The 13,283-nt window shown below is 52.5% G+C and carries 18 protein-coding genes and 1 pseudogene; 12 read left to right on the top strand and 7 right to left on the bottom strand.

Annotation, left to right across the window (positions count from 1 at the left end; all coding sequences use genetic code 11):
* Positions 1–10 precede the first annotated feature (10 nt).
* Both C2U53_RS01295 and vapB read right to left on the bottom strand, forming a co-directional pair.
* A complete protein-coding gene (locus tag C2U53_RS01295; RefSeq protein ID WP_020804312.1) occupies positions 11–427 on the bottom strand; it encodes a type II toxin-antitoxin system VapC family toxin in 417 nt (138 codons plus the stop codon).
* On the bottom strand, positions 424–654 hold the full coding sequence (gene vapB / locus C2U53_RS01290) for a type II toxin-antitoxin system VapB family antitoxin (protein ID WP_001261276.1): 231 nt from the start codon (positions 652–654) through the stop codon (positions 424–426). Before vapB ends, C2U53_RS01295 begins: the two co-directional genes overlap by 4 nt.
* A gap of 596 nt (positions 655–1,250) precedes the next feature.
* Between vapB and ccdA the strand changes: the two genes are divergently transcribed.
* The 6 genes from ccdA to C2U53_RS01250 all read left to right on the top strand — a co-directional run bounded on the left by ccdA (position 1,251) and on the right by C2U53_RS01250 (position 4,700).
* Complete coding sequence (gene ccdA, locus C2U53_RS01275; RefSeq protein WP_001568025.1) at positions 1,251–1,469, top strand: type II toxin-antitoxin system antitoxin CcdA; 219 nt, start codon at positions 1,251–1,253, stop codon at positions 1,467–1,469.
* A gap of 1 nt (position 1,470) precedes the next feature.
* Entirely contained in the window at positions 1,471–1,776 is a 306-nt protein-coding gene (gene ccdB, locus C2U53_RS01270; protein ID WP_013023785.1) for a type II toxin-antitoxin system toxin CcdB, read from the top strand.
* 168 nt (positions 1,777–1,944) lie between these two features.
* The gene (locus C2U53_RS01265) at positions 1,945–2,340 is read left to right on the top strand and encodes a hypothetical protein (protein ID WP_017899885.1); all 396 of its coding nucleotides are present in this window, start codon (positions 1,945–1,947) and stop codon (positions 2,338–2,340) included.
* A 26-nt stretch (positions 2,341–2,366) separates the two neighbouring features.
* Positions 2,367–2,681, top strand: a complete 315-nt coding sequence (locus tag C2U53_RS01260; RefSeq protein WP_053389906.1) for a hypothetical protein — start codon at positions 2,367–2,369, stop codon at positions 2,679–2,681.
* A 10-nt stretch (positions 2,682–2,691) separates the two neighbouring features.
* Positions 2,692–3,708, top strand: coding sequence for a hypothetical protein (locus tag C2U53_RS01255; RefSeq protein WP_017899884.1), 1,017 nt, complete (start codon positions 2,692–2,694; stop codon positions 3,706–3,708).
* A 197-nt stretch (positions 3,709–3,905) separates the two neighbouring features.
* Positions 3,906–4,700: a site-specific integrase gene (locus tag C2U53_RS01250; RefSeq protein ID WP_004197635.1), complete on the top strand. Its 795-nt coding sequence runs from the start codon at positions 3,906–3,908 to the stop codon at positions 4,698–4,700.
* Positions 4,701–5,203: 503 nt separating this feature from the next.
* Here C2U53_RS01250 and C2U53_RS30085 read toward each other — a convergent pair.
* The 5 genes from C2U53_RS30085 to umuD all read right to left on the bottom strand — a co-directional run bounded on the left by C2U53_RS30085 (position 5,204) and on the right by umuD (position 9,751).
* Positions 5,204–5,506, bottom strand: a complete 303-nt coding sequence (locus tag C2U53_RS30085) for a hypothetical protein (RefSeq protein ID WP_071571079.1) — start codon at positions 5,504–5,506, stop codon at positions 5,204–5,206.
* Positions 5,503–6,129 carry a ParA family plasmid-partitioning AAA ATPase gene (locus tag C2U53_RS01240; protein ID WP_004197649.1) on the bottom strand — a complete coding sequence of 209 codons (627 nt, stop codon included), beginning with the start codon at positions 6,127–6,129 and terminating at the stop codon, positions 5,503–5,505. The genes C2U53_RS30085 and C2U53_RS01240 overlap by 4 nt, the downstream gene beginning before the upstream one ends.
* Before the next feature lie 632 nt (positions 6,130–6,761).
* Positions 6,762–7,637 (bottom strand): RepB family plasmid replication initiator protein, encoded by an 876-nt coding sequence (locus C2U53_RS01235; protein WP_004098982.1) that lies wholly within the window; start codon positions 7,635–7,637, stop codon positions 6,762–6,764.
* Positions 7,638–8,048: 411 nt separating this feature from the next.
* Positions 8,049–9,320 carry a Y-family DNA polymerase gene (locus C2U53_RS01230; protein WP_004197646.1) on the bottom strand — a complete coding sequence of 424 codons (1,272 nt, stop codon included), beginning with the start codon at positions 9,318–9,320 and terminating at the stop codon, positions 8,049–8,051.
* On the bottom strand, positions 9,320–9,751 hold the full coding sequence (gene umuD, locus C2U53_RS01225) for a translesion error-prone DNA polymerase V autoproteolytic subunit (protein ID WP_001568036.1): 432 nt from the start codon (positions 9,749–9,751) through the stop codon (positions 9,320–9,322). Before umuD ends, C2U53_RS01230 begins: the two co-directional genes overlap by 1 nt.
* A gap of 233 nt (positions 9,752–9,984) precedes the next feature.
* Between umuD and parM the strand changes: the two genes are divergently transcribed.
* The 6 genes and pseudogenes from parM (at position 9,985) to C2U53_RS01195 (ending at position 13,283) form a co-directional block, all read left to right on the top strand.
* A complete protein-coding gene (gene parM / locus C2U53_RS01220) occupies positions 9,985–10,956 on the top strand; it encodes a plasmid segregation protein ParM domain-containing protein (protein ID WP_001568038.1) in 972 nt (323 codons plus the stop codon).
* A gap of 2 nt (positions 10,957–10,958) precedes the next feature.
* Positions 10,959–11,630, top strand: coding sequence for a plasmid partitioning/stability family protein (locus C2U53_RS01215; protein ID WP_032736798.1), 672 nt, complete (start codon positions 10,959–10,961; stop codon positions 11,628–11,630).
* A 63-nt stretch (positions 11,631–11,693) separates the two neighbouring features.
* The gene (locus tag C2U53_RS01210; protein WP_001568040.1) at positions 11,694–11,924 is read left to right on the top strand and encodes a hypothetical protein; all 231 of its coding nucleotides are present in this window, start codon (positions 11,694–11,696) and stop codon (positions 11,922–11,924) included.
* A gap of 195 nt (positions 11,925–12,119) precedes the next feature.
* A pseudogene (locus C2U53_RS01205) lies at positions 12,120–12,289 on the top strand (hypothetical protein); the annotation flags it as partial.
* Between the two features lie 71 nt (positions 12,290–12,360).
* Positions 12,361–13,062 carry a DNA methylase gene (locus C2U53_RS01200; RefSeq protein WP_032736797.1) on the top strand — a complete coding sequence of 234 codons (702 nt, stop codon included), beginning with the start codon at positions 12,361–12,363 and terminating at the stop codon, positions 13,060–13,062.
* Entirely contained in the window at positions 13,062–13,283 is a 222-nt protein-coding gene (locus C2U53_RS01195; RefSeq protein ID WP_001568042.1) for a hypothetical protein, read from the top strand. Before C2U53_RS01200 ends, C2U53_RS01195 begins: the two co-directional genes overlap by 1 nt.

Here is a 13,283-nt window from a genome sequence, read left to right as displayed (position 1 = left end):
GAAGAGCGGCTTACTTCACCCAGTCTTCCAGCACCAGACCCGGCACCCGCTCAAACTCTCTTGTATTATTCGTCACCAGGATGGCGCCGGCCGCGATAGCGTGCCCGGCAATGGCCGTGTCGTTCGGGCCGATCGGCGTCCCGGCGAGGCGCAGCGCCACCCGGATGTCCGTCGTGGCGTCCACCGCGGCCCGGTCCCAGGGCAGGATGGCATCGAGGCGCGCGCAGAACGCGTCGACCAGCTGAATATGGCGCGGCGAGGCCTTCGGGCCGGTGGCGCCGAAGCGCATCTCGGCATACGTCACGGCCGAGACCACAATGCGGTCACCGCGCAGCACCGCCTGCTCCAGGCGCTTCAGGACGGATTCCGGCTGCTCGCGCATGATGAACGAGCAGATGTTAGTGTCGAGCATCCAGGTTTTCTTCATGGCTCAAAGCGTCCTTCATCGCTGACCACATCCTCACGCTCCGCCATAAAGTCCGGATCGGCCCTGTCCAGCTGCGCGAACGAGCCCCAGGTCGGCCGGACGGGACGCAGAATGATGCTGTCCCCTTCCCGGACGATCTCCAGCTCGCTGACGCCGTCAAAATCCAGGTCCCGGGGCAGCCGAATGGCGCGGTTATTGCCGTTTTTAAATATCGAAACTGTGCGCATGGATGTTCCTCCAACTGATCATGCATGATGTGTGAGTGCATATGTGCAGTATATGCCTCCCGGATTGGTTTGTATAGGTGTCACATATGCAGATGATTGGCATATGCATATGTCTGCACTATGCAGATGCGCGGCATATGGATATGCTGTGCATATCCTGTTTTCTCATTTCTCCACCGCAGATCCGAAAAATACCAGTTCCGGATCTGCTTCAGCCCCGCCGGGGCGCAGCGGCCCGGAAACACAATATCTAGCGGTGTTATCAGCTGGTTGTAACGCTATATGTTGTGTCCCTCCCCTGCCCCGCGACCGCCTGCTCACCACCGGAAAACGCCGCTTTGCTTATTCCCTGACCGTGGTACACTTCCGGAAACTTCATAAAGTGCGAAAAGTCGGATCCAACCGGAACGGCCGTCCGGTAATTTAACGGCGTGGCTGTATGGCTGCTTGTTATCTCTCTGGTGATTATTGTGTATGTGAATTTCACGGTGTGAAATGAATGGCGACATAACAGTATGTTTCAGGCGGGCGTGAGTCAGCTGCATCCTTACGCTATACTGATATGCATATCATCAGTATGTATTCCGGAGTGCATTATGAAGCAGCGCATCACTGTCACCATAGACAGCGACAGTTATCAGTTACTGAAATCCGCAGACGTCAATATCTCCGCCCTGGTGAACAGGGCCATGCAGAATGAGGCCCGTCGTCTGCGTTCCGAACGCTGGCAGGCTGAAAATCAGGAAGGGATGGCCGAGGTTGCCCGCTTTATTGAGATGAACGGTTCATTCGCCGACGAAAACAGGGACTGGTGAGATGCAGTTTAAGGTTTATGCCTATAAAAGAGAGAGCCGCTATCGTCTGTTCGTGGATGTGCAGAGTGACATCATCGATACCCCCGGGCGACGGATGGTGATCCCGCTGGCCAGCGCCCGGCTGCTGTCGGATAAGGTTTCCCGTGAACTCTATCCGGTGGTGCACATCGGGGATGAAAGCTACCGCCTGATGACCACGGACATGGCCAGCGTCACGTCCTCCGTCACCGGGGAGGAAGTGGCCGATCTCAGCCACCGGGAAAATGACATCAAAAATGCGATAAACCTGATGTTCTGGGGAATTTGACAGCCTCCCCGCCCTGAAAGACATCGAGGATGTCAAAACGAAGCATTGCCGCAGAGCTTAACCCTCAGCATGAACTGCCCTCCGGAGCGGATGCCCTGCAGGCTTTCGCGGGGTCAGCTTAAACGAACGGTTCACACAAACACCCTTAAGTCAGTAAAAGGAAACCAGATGAACAGAACTGATGGCGAACCAGAGACAGACGTGATGGCCACCGCTTTCAGCACCATGCGCAAGTACGGCATGAATATCATCACCGCCACGCAGCATATGGATATTAATGCTTACGTGAAATCCGATCCGCGGATGCCGAGAACGCGGCTGCGTCGTTACCTGGGACAGTACGGCCTGCGCGGTGAGGCCCTGAGCGCGGAGGTAAGACGTATCGTCGCTGGCCCTGAACGACCAGATAACACGCTGAAAGCCGGAATCTTCTATACGTGGCCCTATGGCTGGGAGCCTGCGGATTTCACGCCAGTGATGAGGCGCATTTTCAAGGGAAAGCGCACCCGCCATGTGATGTTGTTTGATGAACTGCCTCAGCTGTTTGGCAAGAATGACTATTGAACCGGATACTATTTTTGAGGCGAGGTATGGGTACACCAACATTTAGCTCATTTAACGATGTGGTCCGGGAGCTTGAGGATGTATATGGCCACCAGGAGCTGTGGCTTTATTCTGGCCTTAATGAGGACAGCCCCATCGAGACAGCCCGCAGGCGTCAGAAATGGCGATCTCCAAAAATTCTCAAACGAAACGGCAGAATGGTGGCAGAACAATCAGGCCAGCCTGATTTCTGGGTGCTCACGGGTGACTACCATCTGCCGCAGTCTGAACACAGCGCTCCGCCGTGGAAAGCCTGCCTCATCAATAAGGTCTTTAAAGTGTATTGTTCACTTCACTGTTAGGGAAAAAAACATGACCGACTGTGTTACCCGGACTGGTGACGACAAAACAATGTGGCTCGTGACATTGCCGGAGATCATTACAAATAACAGTACCCGCCAGGAGGAAAATCTGGTCGTTATTCTGAGCAGGGAGGAATCGTGGGGGCCAACTTCTGACCATTTTCCCGACGGATTGTACCGGGTCTCCTGCATAATGACACTGTACCTTGCCGATACCGAACTGACGAAGACTCAGACTTTCACTGCAATCTACTGGCCTCAACAGAAGGCCCTGCATCTGTTTACAGATGAGTTCAGACTGGAACGCCGCCTGCAGGGACTCGGCCTGGGTAGCTGGATCACGCAGCAGTTTGTTCTCTGGGCCAGAGGCCTTCCGCCAGCAACCCTGGTTTTGCCGATTGAAATTTCCCGGGTTGATGAAGAAAACGAAGAAAACAAGATCCGGAGGGACAGGCTGTGGCACGCAATGGGTTTCCGGTTCCCGGCGGGGGAAACCAGCTCAATGCCGCTGCGGGCAGACGAACTGCAGTTGCCACGGGGCAGGTGCTCAACGCTCCGGGTGGAGCCCCTGGTATCCGCGGTACGCCGGCTGGAAGACTGTTATCGCGGGCTGCAGGAAAAAATCGTGCAGCTCGAAGGCAAAAAACGGTCGCAAAAACAGTTAATTACTTCACTTAAGAATCGTCCATTTTATCATCTGTTGCACAGGAAAGAGGGCCAGCTCCCGGACGAGAAATGTGACGCCCTGCCGCTGCGGGCAGAAAAACTGTCTCTGCCGCAGAGCGGGGATTCAGACCTGGAGGTGGCGCAACGGGCAACCGGGGTCATCCGGCTGGCTACCCTGTGTGCTCAGTCGCAGAAAAGAATCCTGGAGCTGGAAAGGGAGCTTGCCTCGCAAAGTGAGGAGCTCGTTGACCTGCAGGCACATCCCTTTTTTAACCTGCGGGATAAATACCGCGGCCAGATCCTGTTCTGGGGATGGGGGATGGGTTTTCTGTGCTTTATCTACTGGATGTTGGTGTCATGAATGTTCCCGTTCCATAGCCACCCACTGAAGAGGAGTGAAACCTGTGCCCGAAAATATCGTGTCTACCGTCATTGACGGGGTAGTTTTGTTTGTGACTTCGTCTGTTTTCTGGCTGGCCGTCGCTGGCTGGTTAGTCATCCTGACTCCGGTAATATTACGAAGAAAATTCTCGGCAAAGAAAAAAATTAACAGAAATTATGAATAACCTGGTTCCAGTTGGATCTCCGGCATCTCCCGGAACATTGCTCCCGGTGGCCATCGATTACCCTGCCGCCCTCGCCCTGCGCCAGATGGCGCTCGTGCAGGATGAACTGCCGAAATACCTGCTGGCGCCGGAAGTCAGCGCCCTGCTCCATTACGTGCCGGATCTTCACCGCAAGATGCTGCTGGCGACGCTGTGGAACACCGGCGCGCGCATTAATGAAGCGCTCGCGCTGACCCGGGGGGATTTTTCGCTGGTGCCGCCGTATCCGTTCGTGCAGCTGGCCACGCTCAAGCAGCGCACCGAGAAAGCGGCCAGGACGGCAGGTCGTGCCCCCGCAGGCAGTCAGGTCCATCGTCTGGTTCCCCTTTCCGATCACCACTATGTCAGCCAGCTGCAGATGATGGTGGCCACCCTGAAAATTCCGCTGGAAAGACGAAACAAGCGCACCGGCAGAATGGAGAAGGCACGTATCTGGGAGATCACAGACCGTACCGTGCGCACCTGGCTTAGCGAAGCGGTGGAGGCCGCAGCGGCCGACGGGGTGACGTTCTCAGTACCGGTTACCCCCCATACGTTCCGTCACTCCTACGCGATGCATATGCTGTACGCCGGCATACCTCTGAAGGTTTTGCAGAGCCTGATGGGCCACAAATCGATCAGTTCCACGGAGGTCTATACGAAGGTGTTTGCGCTCGATGTCGCGGCACGGCACCGGGTGCAGTTTGCTATGCCGGAAGCTGAAGCTGTTGCGTTGATAAAAAAGTTAACCCCAAACCAATCTACATAGGTCAACTATGGGTAATACCCCAGGTTTCGACCTAAAGTAGTTCTTGTGTGGGAAACAGTCCAAGCTTAATGGGGGCTTATCCAGCCTCACTTTTTACAGCTTTCAATCACATTAATTATGTTCAGAAAGGCCCTCATTGCCCTAAAGAAAAAAAATGCAGCCATGAAAATAAGGAATAATTGAGATACAACTCCTGCTAAATCATGGTTGCTACCAGCCACTGATAGCAACGTAAATAGTAATGCAAGCGAAAAATGTAAGGCGATTGTAGTATTTGAATTCATGTATATCCCCTTATGTATAGGACTGAGGCCATCCGCAAATTTTCACTATCGCGAAGTTGTTGCCTCGATATAAAAGGTGTTACCACCCTGAACAAGATAACAAGATAACAAGATAACAAGATAACAAGATAACAAGATAACAAGATAACAAGATAACAAGATAACAAGATAACAAGATAACAAGATAACAAGATAACAAGATAACAAGATAACAAGATATTATCGTTGTTTCGCTTCTGCGATTAATCTGGATATCTCTGTTTTTGATAAACTTTTTAGTGCCTCTACCGCTGCCCTGACTACGTCAGAACGATTCACTCTGCTTTTACCTGAAATCATTTCACCCGCTATAAGATCATCAATGTCTTTTAAGTTTTCTTCAAAAAAGGAAATGCTCACTGGTTTTGCTTTACTTACAGCCAATGGTCTCTCTGAAGTCACTTTGGTATTATCAATACCAGCAGTACCACCGTTAATAAACGCTGCCTCATCACGAGATGGAGTATTTGCTCTATTTCTCACAGAATAACCTCTTTAACTAACGATTCGATTTCTTGTTGTGCTTTGTCATTTTGCGTTTCAAAAATTGTCATTGATTCTGCCCAGGCATCTCGATGCGCTTTTCGATCACAAACTCGGGAACTAGCCAGACGCATTTCAGGATAATCCTTGAGTACGTCAGCTGCCTGATTTGCTTCATTGACAAACATGTTCGTGGGCGTCATGTTTAAAACGAGATATCCCCGGACGTCCTCATTAAAATCTTTTGCTGCTGTAAAAACAGAGCATGTATGAGGCACTACATCCAGGTCCATCTGAGAAGGCCGCAACGGAGAAATGAATACGTCAGCGGCCATCAACCCACTACGCATTTCTGCACTGTCGCGGCCAGCACAGTCTGCGATGACAAAGTCATAAGATTTCTCGTGTTCCTTTAGCATGGCTTTGATGTTGCCTGTTGCGCCAGTAACCGGAATATGGGGAAGATCTTCAGGACGATTGTTGTACCAGGTCAATACAGATTTCTGGTCATCTGCGTCGACAATGATCACTCTATTGCCCAGTGACATCAGATACGCAGCTATAGATACCGCCAGTGTACTTTTACCAACCCCACCCTTTTGACTACCCAATACTATTATCATCATAGCCTCATATTAAATTGTTAAGTTAACAACTTAATATTGCCAAACAGGCGACAATATTGCAATTTCTTTATTAAGTTAATATCTTGTTAAGTTGTTAACTGTGTGATTTATAACTGAATTGTTTTTGTATCTTAACAAATTAGTAAGATGTTAGGATAACAAGATAACAATATAACAAGATAGCAAGATAACAAGATAACAAGATGGCAAAGTGGTGCCTTTATCCGAAATCCCCATAGAACCACATAATGCGGCTTTCAACTCCAGGCTACCTTTAGGGAGGGTAGTATCAACCAGTTATGACCGCGTGAAGCAAAAAGTGGGGCGTAGTGGGAAGCCTTTGAATCTTCGGTGTGTCGAAGTGGGGAGTCGGTGAGACAAATTTGGTAAAAGGTGGTGAGAAGCGGGATAGCTTCTCACTTCTATCCAAAAAGGTGTGTTGAAGTGGGAAGGTGCGTAAGTATATACAGATAAAAACACACATTTAACAGGTTCTCATCCCGCTACAACACACCTATTAAGACGTTTAAGGCGAGGCTTCCCCCTACAACACACCTATCAAGATGTTTAAGAAGAGACCTCCCGTTTCAACACACCTTAATCGCGTTGCTTTCCCGTTTTGACACACCTTATACAGCTGTTCCTGGTTTCAGATTTGCTGAGCGACGGTGGATCAGAATGAAAGTCTCTTTACCTTTTTTGGTGATGCTGTGGTCAAGGTACCCAATATCCTGCAACTGCTTGAGGGCCAGTTTAATGATACGGTTCTGTTCCTTTACCGGAGAGAGCAATGAGAGCCTGTCTCGTATTCGTTTGAAAGATATGGGGACTGGGTTCGTAGGCAGGCTTTCGATGAAAGTATACAGGGCCTGAGCTGCTTCCTTTCGGGTTAAAGCGTTTATCGGTTTATGTCGTAGCAGAACAGTGTAATCAGTTTGGTAGAGTTCCCATAGTCGCTGATCAGCTTCAAGTTCCACCTGGTCGTTTGCAAAATCCAGTTCACCTGTCTTAAGCAAACCTGTTACGGAAACTTTTTGAAGGCCCTCTGAGTCGCTACGGGTAAAGGTAATGGTCTTGCCACGTATCCTGGTCAAAGCTTCTGAAATACTTTTTCTAAGACGGGAATCGAATCTCTTAGACTCAAAGCGGCACATTCCAGCAAACTCATGAAAAGTAAGCTTAATGCTGTTGGTTTTTAAACCGTACTTACTGAAAGCTTCTATGATACCGACCCATACCTTGAAGTCGATGGCCATACTCAACCGTTCACCGGTTATACGAATATCGTCGTACCCCTCCCGCCTTGAGAATTCCAGATCCTTGAGAACAGAGGTCGCATCGATTGATGTTCTGGTGCCCTTTGCAGGCCTGCTTGAAGGAACAAAAACATTTAATCTCATCAGGGCTACAGGCTGAACTGTGGCCTTACTTGTGACGGTGAGTTTATTGTTAACACTTTCACAATCTGGACCTATAACCTCGCCGATATAAACATTCTCATTCATATAGTTATATCCATTCATAGCATATGATCGATATGTGCCTAAATATTAACTATTTCCCGTTTCGACACACCTTTCTTCCCGATTCTACCCACCCTTACCCCGTTTTGACACACCTTTTTCCCGCTTCAGAACACCTTTTTCCCACTACGACACACCTGAAATCGCTACGAAGCCCGTAAACAAAGGTTTTGCCGCTAAAGGGATCAGTTTGGATCTATTTGGATAACTAAGGGTAAGTTATTGGATCTACTCAAAGGATATGTGGATAACTCATTATGGAATCTATAGAACTTAAGTGCGTAAGGTGCTTTAAAAGGCTTCAGCTCCCCTGGTGCTTCCTCGCTCACTCGCGGGCTTCGCCCTGTCGTTCGGCTGCGGCGAGCACTGCTGGCTCTCTCTGAAAGGCAAAATTTAACCGATCCTCGCAACGGGGATATCTCTCCAGCGAGTGGTGTACGCAGGGGAGAGCATATCGCGTTTCATTTGCCAGGATGGCGCAATTCCTCTACCGGCAAACCATACTTTACCCAGCCCTGAGTTGTTGATCCCGTCCAGAACCCTCATCAGCTCAGCACTGTGAGGGCGTGGCGGGCGTTCGTCAAACAGCTGCAGCTGCGAAACGCCGGAGCCGGTGAAGTCATTCAGCATAACTCCGGCTTTGGCATACCGGTGCCCATCCCTCCAGATACGCTCCAGAGCCATTGTGGCGGCTGCAATGATGTCCCTGGTGTCCTGAGTGGGTGTAAGCAGTTTTTCCGTAGCCACGTTGCCGTAGTAAGGCTCTTTAATGGCGAACGGAGACGTTTTGATGAAAACGGAAATATGCCGGCAATACTGGTGCTCTTTACGCAGTTTTTCAGAGGCCCGCTCTGCGTGCTGACAGATAGCCTGACGGAGTGACTCGTACTCCGTGATCTTCACGCCAAAACTGCGGCTGCAGACAATTTGCTGTTTCGTCGGAGGGGCTTCCTCAAGCGAAAGGCAGCTTTCCCCGTTCAGTTCCCGTACCGTTCGCTCAAGGACCACAGAAAAATTTTTGCGGATGAAGGCCGGGTTCGTCAGAGCCAGATCGAGCGCGGTTTTTATGCCCAGCACATTTAGCTTGCGTGCAATACGGTTACCCACCCCCCAGATTTCTTCAACCGGCTGCAGTGAAAGCAGTTTCCGCGTCCTTTGCGGATTTCCCCTGGTCAGCGCGAGTACGCCACGAAACTGTTTCCACTCTTTTGAGGCCCACTGGGCTGATTTTGCGAGGGTTTTCGTTGGTCCGGCGCCCACGCCAATGGTCAGGCGGGTACAGTCATACACGTGCTGACGCAGCTGCCGGCCGAAGTCCTCAAGCCCCATACAGTGCTCCACGCCGGTCAGGTCGAGGAACATCTCATCAATGGAATACTGTTCCACCCTGGGGGCCAGTTCCTCCAGGCAGTTCATCACGCGCGCCGACATCGAGGCGTAAAGTTCATAATTACTTGAAAACGCATATATTTTTTCCGGGTACCTTTCGTTTTTTATCTGAAACCACGGAGTTCCCATTTTGATCCAGGGCTTCGCCTCGGCACTGCGAGCGATTACGTTCCCGTCGTTGTTGCTCAGGACGACTATCGGCTTTCCTTTCAAATCCGGGCGGAAAACACGTTCACAGCTGGCATAGAAGCTGTTCACATCGGCCAGGGCAAACATCAGTACATCTCCCTCGGGCGGTGGATGATATGCGTGACAACGCCAAAGATATCCAGCTCGTCGGGATCAGGATAAATCGGCGACCAGGAGGCATTCATGGGCTGCAGCGTCAGTCGCGGCGTCAGCAGAAGCCGTTTCACCGTAAACTCCCCCTGTACGCTGGCGACAACGATATCGCCGTGCCGCGGCTTTTCAGCACTGTCCACAACCAGCAGATCGCCATTGTACAGACTGCCGTCGGCCATGCTGTCTCCGCTGGCACGCAGGTAGTACGTCGCGCTCGGATGCCGTATGCAGTAATCATGGAGATCCAGATCGGACTCGACATAGTCAGCAGCAGGGCTGGGAAAACCGCAGCTGGCCAGATCGGCAAACAATGGATGGGCCTGTGGCGGGAGTTCTTTCCCGGTGCTGAAAAGTTGTAGTTTCATCTTTCCTCCTGACACTCTAATTTTTACTGGTTATGCATACAGTATATTTAACAGCGTGACGATAATCCAGATCGCATGCCTTAAGAACATTTTGAGTAAATAAAGGTGTTCAAAATGCTTATATTAATCATTTTGATATTTTTGTATTGCTCATATTGAGAAATGTTACTTTGTTTTTTTCATCTTGCTCTTATAATTGGTATCAAAATGAGTGTAATTAACGGAGCATATTGATGAATATTTACTGCGATGATGGTTCAACTAATGTTAAGCTGGCATGGTTTGAAGGAGATGAGCTTCAGACCCGGGTTTCTGCGAACTCCTTCCGGCATGGCTGGAAAGTGGCGGAATTCAGTGCGGCAACGTTCAACTATCAGGTGGGTACGCTGAAATACACCTGGGACAGCGTCAGCCGGGATGCCATCCCGACAACAAACGTGGAATATCAGTACGGTGATCTCAACCTGCTGGCCGTGCATCATGCGCTGCTGAACAGCGGACTGGAGCCGCAGCCGGTGAGCCTGACCGTGACGCTGCCCCTGAGTGAGTATTACGACGGGGACTGCCAGCGGAACGAGGAGAACATACGACGCAAACGGGAAAACCTGATGCGTGAGCTGGTTCTGAATAAGGGCAGGGCGTTTACCGTAACGGACGTGAAGGTGATGCCGGAATCACTACCGGCGGCGTTCTCCCGTCTCGCGGAGCTGAAGCCCGGCCCCGCTGAGACCACCCTGATTATCGATCTCGGTGGCACCACGCTCGATGCCGGTGTGATTGTCGGCCAGTTTGATGATATCAGTGCGGTGCACGGTAATCCGTCTGTCGGCGTGTCACAGGTCACCCGCGCAGCTGCAGGCGCGCTGCGGGCGGCAGACAGCGAAACCAGCGCCCTCATCGCTGACACTATCATCCGCAACCGCAATGATCGTCAGTATCTGCAGCGTGTGATCAACGATGCCGGTAAAATCGACGAGGTTCGGAACAAAATAACAGAGGCGATCACTTCCCTGGGGGCGCGTGTCACCAGTGAGCTGACGGCCTTCAGGAACGTTAACCGGGTATTCCTGGTCGGGGGAGGGGCTTCCCTCATAGAAGAAGCTATCCGTCAGGCCTGGCCTCTGGCTCCTGACCGTATCGAGGTTATAGGCGATCCGCAGATGGCGCTGGCCAGGGAGATTGCCCTTTACAATAAAGAGGACTAAACGTGCCGGACGGCCAGTATTCTTTCTATCTGCACAGCGACGATCGCACCGACATCGCGGCAATGGCAACCATCAACACCATCTCACAGCCCCTGCGCGGTGAGTTCATCCGTACCGCCGCCACCGCCGGGGCGGTGGTATACCAGGTGGATGCCCGTTTACCGGCGCTGATCCCGGTGTTCTTTGCCGGGCAACTGAGCGCTGTCCGCTTTTGCGCCGTGATGGCCCTGGTCTCCGGAACCTGGTCCTCACTCACCGGCCTTCCGGATGAGCCCGAAAATGGTGGGGCTGCTCTGCCCGTGTCACCGGAGACGGAATACCAGCGCCGGCGTTACACCCTGACGCTTCAGAATGGCCGGAGTGGGGAACGGGTGGAAAGTGTGCTGACGGAAGCGTCATCCCGTCTGCGTGGGGATCTGCTGAGAAACCTGATTATCACCGGTCTTGCCCTCCACACGACGGCGCCGGAACTGCCGCGCCTGCTGGCCAGTATGCCGGTACCGCCCACCTCGGTCAGTGAGCTGCAGGCTCTGGTTCAGCAGATGGCCGGCACCGCTGACGTGAACAGGGCTGCAGCTGCAGTACCGGATACGCCGGCAGCATCTGCCGCGCCGGTGTCCGGGGCGGATACCCGGGAAATAAAGAAAAATATGCGGCGTGCATTCGGTGACTAACAGTACGAATCACATCCACTACTATACCGATTTCAAATGACTGACATCCCCAGGGAGGTTCTCATGTCACCAGGATTCAGAAATGTTCTCCGTCTCGCCCGCATTCCCGTCGACAGCAGTGAACCGGTGCGCAGAAAATTTGGCAGCCGGCTGATTGGCATTGTGACGGTATGTCTGCTTCCGCTTCTGGTTTTCGACGTTCCGCAGTGGGTTTTCATTTTGTCGCAGGTCATCTGGGGGGCGGGCGTCTATATTGGCCTGTCACTGGCCGGGGATAAATCCCTGAACCGCTGATATAAACTTTCCGGTTGTTCAAAAAAAGAACAGGCGTGGTGGCGTCTGTTCTCCCGCGCTTCTCCGTCGTTTGCCTTCAGGTTATCCACAATCTTAAGCCCCGGATTTGTGGACAGGTATGCCGGTAATTCCCCGTTCGCCTGGAGTTAACGCCAGCCTGCCGCCCGCTGCCAGTGTCTCGCGTCCGGTCTGGTACGGGACGGGCGGTTTTTCCGCTCCGGCCCGGCGTCGTTGAGAGTGTGCGCCAGTCCCTCGCCCTTTTAAGGAACGCCCTTCAAGCCGCTTTCGCGGCATATCCTTGCCGTCCAAAAGACGGACGGCTGCGGTATTCCACGGTCGGCCTGACCCGTGACCGGACGCGATGAACAGGCAGCGTGCGGTAGGGAACGGTATCGCGGTGATGCCTCCTGCCCCCTCAGACTACAGGAGTGCTGCCATGTCCAGATTCATTCTCGGGAACTGTATTGATGTGATGCGCGGATTCCCCGACCGTGCCGTGGACCTTATTGTGACCGATCCGCCTTACCTCGTCGGTTTTAAGGACCGTCAGTGCAGACAGATTGCCGGGGATGTGACGGACGAATGGCTGCAACCGGCCACGCTGGAGATGTACCGCGTCCTTAAAAAAGACGCACTGATGGTGAGCTTCTACAGCTGGAACCGTGTGGACCGCTTTATGGCCGCGTGGAAGGCGGCAGGATTCTATGCCGTGGGCCAGCTTGTGTTCACCAAAAACTATGCCTCCAACCGTCGTAACGCCAGGGCCCGACGCGGATTTGTGGACTACTGCCATGAAGGGGCTTATGTCCTTGCCAAAGGCCGCCCCGTGCCGCCCCTTAAACCGCTGCCGGATGTGCTGCCCTTCCCGTATACCGGTAATACCCTGCATCCGACGCAGAAACCAGTGGAGGCGCTACAGCCGCTGATTGAGTCATTCAGCGCTCCGGGCGCGATTGTTCTCGACCCGTTTGCCGGAAGCGGTTCGACCTGCGTCGCTGCATACCGTGCCGGACGCCGCTATATCGGCATCGAAATGCTGGCGCAGTACCACCGGGCCGGAACCGAACGACTGGACGCCATGCACCGGGCCGTAAATACCCCGGCGGCGAACGATGAATGGCTCCCGGAGGCCGCGTAATGAATTACGACGGACACGAAGCCCTGCGCCGCGATATGGCCGGGCTGGCGAACAATCTTTGCGACCTGAAAACCACCCTGAAAGTGCTGGAAGACACGTACCACTACCGGTACGACGGACTGGCGGAACGGCTTGCCGGTATCAGTCTGCGACGTCTCAGCGTCCTGATGGATGAGGCGTTCAATATTGCACTGATGCTCGATGAAAGCTTTCTGGATTGA

The organism is Citrobacter sp. CFNIH10, from assembly GCF_002934585.1.
In the GTDB taxonomy this organism is placed as follows: Bacteria; Pseudomonadota; Gammaproteobacteria; order Enterobacterales; family Enterobacteriaceae; genus Citrobacter_A; species Citrobacter_A amalonaticus.
Note: the sequence above shows the minus strand (reverse complement) of the source record. Positions and strands in the feature narration are given on the sequence as shown.

Coding starts and splice junctions, on each gene's coding strand:
- C2U53_RS01295 (WP_020804312.1), bottom strand. CDS start 427: ATGAAGAAAACCTGGATGCTCGACACTAACATCTGCTCGTTCATCATG.
- vapB (WP_001261276.1), bottom strand. CDS start 654: ATGCGCACAGTTTCGATATTTAAAAACGGCAATAACCGCGCCATTCGG.
- ccdA (WP_001568025.1), top strand. CDS start 1,251: ATGAAGCAGCGCATCACTGTCACCATAGACAGCGACAGTTATCAGTTA.
- ccdB (WP_013023785.1), top strand. CDS start 1,471: ATGCAGTTTAAGGTTTATGCCTATAAAAGAGAGAGCCGCTATCGTCTG.
- C2U53_RS01265 (WP_017899885.1), top strand. CDS start 1,945: ATGAACAGAACTGATGGCGAACCAGAGACAGACGTGATGGCCACCGCT.
- C2U53_RS01260 (WP_053389906.1), top strand. CDS start 2,367: ATGGGTACACCAACATTTAGCTCATTTAACGATGTGGTCCGGGAGCTT.
- C2U53_RS01255 (WP_017899884.1), top strand. CDS start 2,692: ATGACCGACTGTGTTACCCGGACTGGTGACGACAAAACAATGTGGCTC.
- C2U53_RS01250 (WP_004197635.1), top strand. CDS start 3,906: ATGAATAACCTGGTTCCAGTTGGATCTCCGGCATCTCCCGGAACATTG.
- C2U53_RS01240 (WP_004197649.1), bottom strand. CDS start 6,129: ATGATAATAGTATTGGGTAGTCAAAAGGGTGGGGTTGGTAAAAGTACA.
- C2U53_RS01235 (WP_004098982.1), bottom strand. CDS start 7,637: ATGAATGAGAATGTTTATATCGGCGAGGTTATAGGTCCAGATTGTGAA.
- C2U53_RS01230 (WP_004197646.1), bottom strand. CDS start 9,320: ATGTTTGCCCTGGCCGATGTGAACAGCTTCTATGCCAGCTGTGAACGT.
- umuD (WP_001568036.1), bottom strand. CDS start 9,751: ATGAAACTACAACTTTTCAGCACCGGGAAAGAACTCCCGCCACAGGCC.
- parM (WP_001568038.1), top strand. CDS start 9,985: ATGAATATTTACTGCGATGATGGTTCAACTAATGTTAAGCTGGCATGG.
- C2U53_RS01210 (WP_001568040.1), top strand. CDS start 11,694: ATGTCACCAGGATTCAGAAATGTTCTCCGTCTCGCCCGCATTCCCGTC.
- C2U53_RS01200 (WP_032736797.1), top strand. CDS start 12,361: ATGTCCAGATTCATTCTCGGGAACTGTATTGATGTGATGCGCGGATTC.
- C2U53_RS01195 (WP_001568042.1), top strand. CDS start 13,062: ATGAATTACGACGGACACGAAGCCCTGCGCCGCGATATGGCCGGGCTG.